General features: G+C 66.5%; 1 protein-coding gene and 1 pseudogene. Both read left to right on the top strand.

From position 1 onward, the window contains the following. The coding region (locus A9X05_RS18690) for a DNA-directed RNA polymerase subunit beta (protein WP_082971008.1) at positions 1-2,090 on the top strand (2,090 nt) is incomplete at its 5' end. 41 nt (positions 2,091-2,131) lie between these two features. Then, positions 2,132-3,726 (top strand): annotated as a pseudogene (locus tag A9X05_RS18685) (DNA-directed RNA polymerase subunit beta'); the annotation flags it as partial.

Genomic DNA, 3,726 nt, shown 5'->3' with positions numbered 1-3,726 from the left:
ACGGCCGGATGTGCCCGATCGAGACCCCGGAGGGTCCGAACATCGGCCTGATCGGCTCGCTGTCGGTGTACGCGCGGGTCAACCCGTTCGGCTTCATCGAGACGCCGTACCGCAAGGTGGTCGACGGTGTGGTCACCGACGAGATCCACTACCTGACCGCCGACGAGGAGGACCGCCACGTGGTGGCGCAGGCCAACTCGCCGATCGACGCGAAGGGCCGGTTTGAGGAGTCGCGCGTCCTGGTCCGCCGCAAGGCGGGCGAGGTCGAGTACGTGCCGTCGTCCGAGGTGGACTACATGGACGTGTCGCCGCGCCAGATGGTGTCGGTGGCCACCGCCATGATCCCGTTCCTCGAACACGACGACGCCAACCGTGCCCTGATGGGCGCCAACATGCAGCGTCAGGCGGTTCCGCTGGTGCGCAGCGAGGCGCCGCTGGTGGGCACCGGCATGGAGCTGCGCGCCGCGATCGACGCCGGCGACGTCGTCGTCGCGGACAAGGCCGGGGTGATCGAGGAGGTCTCCGCCGACTACATCACGGTGATGGCCGACGACGGCACCCGGCACACCTACCGGATGCGCAAGTTCGAGCGGTCCAACCACGGCACCTGCGCCAACCAGTCGCCGATCGTGGACGCCGGGGACCGGGTCGAGGCCGGCCAGGTCATCGCCGACGGCCCCTGCACCGAGAACGGTGAGATGGCGTTGGGCAAGAACCTGCTGGTGGCGATCATGCCGTGGGAGGGCCACAACTACGAGGACGCGATCATCCTGTCCAACCGCCTGGTTGAGGAGGACGTGCTCACCTCGATCCACATCGAGGAGCACGAGATCGACGCCCGCGACACCAAGCTGGGCGCCGAGGAGATCACCCGGGACATCCCGAACGTCTCCGACGAGGTGCTGGCCGACCTCGACGAGCGCGGCATCGTCCGCATCGGCGCCGAGGTGCGCGACGGCGACATCCTGGTCGGCAAGGTCACCCCGAAGGGGGAGACCGAGCTGACCCCGGAGGAGCGGCTGCTGCGGGCGATCTTCGGTGAGAAGGCCCGCGAGGTCCGCGACACCTCGCTGAAGGTGCCGCACGGCGAGTCCGGCAAGGTGATCGGCATCCGGGTGTTCTCCCGCGAGGACGACGACGAGCTGCCGGCCGGTGTCAACGAGCTGGTCCGCGTCTACGTGGCCCAGAAGCGCAAGATCTCCGACGGTGACAAGCTCGCCGGCCGGCACGGCAACAAGGGCGTGATCGGCAAGATCCTGCCCGTCGAGGACATGCCGTTCCTGCCGGACGGCACCCCGGTGGACATCATCCTGAACACGCACGGTGTGCCGCGACGGATGAACATCGGCCAGATCCTGGAGACCCACCTCGGGTGGGTGGCCAAGTCCGGCTGGAACATCGAGGGTTCCCCCGAGTGGGCGGCCAACCTGCCCAAGGAGCTGCAGAGCGCGGAGCCGAACGCCATCGTGTCGACGCCGGTGTTCGACGGCGCCCGGGAGGCGGAGCTGCAGGGGCTGCTGTCCTGCACGCTGCCCAACCGGGACAACGAGGTGATGGTGGACGGCGACGGCAAGGCGGTGCTCTTCGACGGCCGCAGCGGTGAGCCGTTCCCGTACCCGGTGACGGTTGGCTTCATGTACATCATGAAGCTGCACCACCTGGTGGACGACAAGATCCACGCCCGCTCCACCGGCCCGTACTCGATGATCACCCAGCAGCCGCTGGGCGGTAAGGCGCAGTTCGGTGGCCAGCGGTTCGGTGAGATGGAGTGCTGGGCCATGCAGGCCTACGGCGCCGCGTACACGCTGCAGGAGCTGTTGACCATCAAGTCCGACGACACGGTCGGCCGGGTCAAGGTGTACGAGGCGATCGTCAAGGGCGAGAACATCCCCGAGCCGGGCATCCCCGAGTCGTTCAAGGTGCTGCTCAAGGAGCTGCAGTCGCTGTGCCTGAACGTCGAGGTGCTCTCGTCGGACGGCGCGGCGATCGAATTGCGCGAAGGCGAGGACGAGGACCTGGAGCGGGCTGCGGCCAACCTGGGAATCAACTTGTCGCGCAACGAATCCGCCTCCGTTGAGGACCTGGCTTAATCACTTTTAGTTACTAAACCCGCAAGGGGAAAGGGAGTTACGTGCTCGACGTCAACTTCTTCGATGAACTCCGTATCGGCCTGGCCACCGCGGAGGACATCAGGCAATGGTCTTACGGCGAGGTCAAGAAGCCGGAGACGATCAACTACCGCACGCTGAAGCCGGAGAAGGACGGCCTGTTCTGCGAGAAGATCTTCGGACCTACTCGCGACTGGGAGTGCTACTGCGGCAAGTACAAGCGCGTCCGCTTCAAGGGCATCATCTGTGAGCGTTGCGGCGTCGAGGTGACTCGCGCCAAGGTGCGCCGCGAGCGGATGGGTCACATCGAGCTGGCCGCGCCGGTCACGCACATCTGGTACTTCAAGGGTGTGCCGAGCCGCCTCGGTTACCTGCTCGACCTCGCCCCGAAGGATCTCGAGAAGATCATCTACTTCGCGGCGTACGTGATCACGTCGGTCGACGACGAGATGCGGCACAACGAGCTGTCCACGCTCGAGGCCGAAATGATGGTGGAGCGCAAGGCCGTTGAGGATCAGCGCGACGCCGACCTGGAGGCCCGCGCGCAGAAGCTGGAGGCCGACCTGGCCGAGCTGGAGGCCGAGGGCGCCAAGGCCGACGCCCGCCGCAAGGTGCGCGACGGCGGCGAGCGGGAGATGCGTCAGCTCCGCGACCGCGCCCAGCGTGAGCTGGACCGGCTGGAGGACATTTGGAGCACCTTCACCAAGCTGGCCCCCAAGCAGTTGATCGTCGACGAGAACCTCTACCGCGAGCTCGTCGACCGCTACGGCGAGTACTTCACCGGCGCCATGGGCGCGGAGTCGATCCAGAAGCTCATCGAGAACTTCGACATCGACGCCGAGGCCGACTCGCTGCGTGACGTCATCCGAAACGGCAAGGGGCAGAAGAAGCTTCGCGCCCTCAAGCGCCTGAAGGTGGTCGCCGCCTTCCAGCAGTCGGGCAACTCGCCGATGGGCATGGTGCTCGACGCCGTCCCGGTGATCCCGCCGGAACTGCGCCCGATGGTGCAGTTGGACGGTGGCCGCTTCGCGACCAGTGACCTGAACGACCTGTACCGCCGGGTCATCAACCGCAACAACCGCCTCAAGAGGCTGATCGACCTCGGCGCGCCCGAGATCATCGTCAACAACGAGAAGCGGATGCTGCAGGAGTCCGTCGACGCGCTGTTCGACAACGGCCGTCGCGGCCGCCCGGTCACCGGGCCGGGCAACCGTCCGCTGAAGTCGCTGTCGGATCTGTTGAAGGGCAAGCAGGGCCGGTTCCGTCAGAACCTGCTCGGTAAGCGTGTCGACTACTCGGGCCGCAGCGTCATCGTGGTCGGCCCGCAGCTCAAGCTGCACCAGTGCGGCCTGCCCAAGCTGATGGCGCTCGAGCTGTTCAAGCCGTTCGTGATGAAGCGGCTCGTCGACCTCAACCACGCGCAGAACATCAAGAGCGCCAAGCGGATGGTGGAGCGGCAGCGTCCCCAGGTGTGGGACGTCCTGGAAGAGGTCATCGCCGAGCACCCGGTGCTGCTGAACCGCGCACCCACGCTGCACCGGCTGGGCATCCAGGCCTTCGAGCCGATGCTGGTGGAGGGCAAGGCGATTCAGCTGCACCCGCTGGTGTGTGAGGCGTT

It is taken from the genome of Mycobacterium sp. E3298 (assembly GCF_001666895.1).
Classification (GTDB): domain Bacteria; phylum Actinomycetota; class Actinomycetes; order Mycobacteriales; family Mycobacteriaceae; genus Mycobacterium.
The sequence above is the reverse complement of the archived record's forward strand: the minus strand, read 5'-3'. Positions and strand labels throughout refer to the sequence as shown.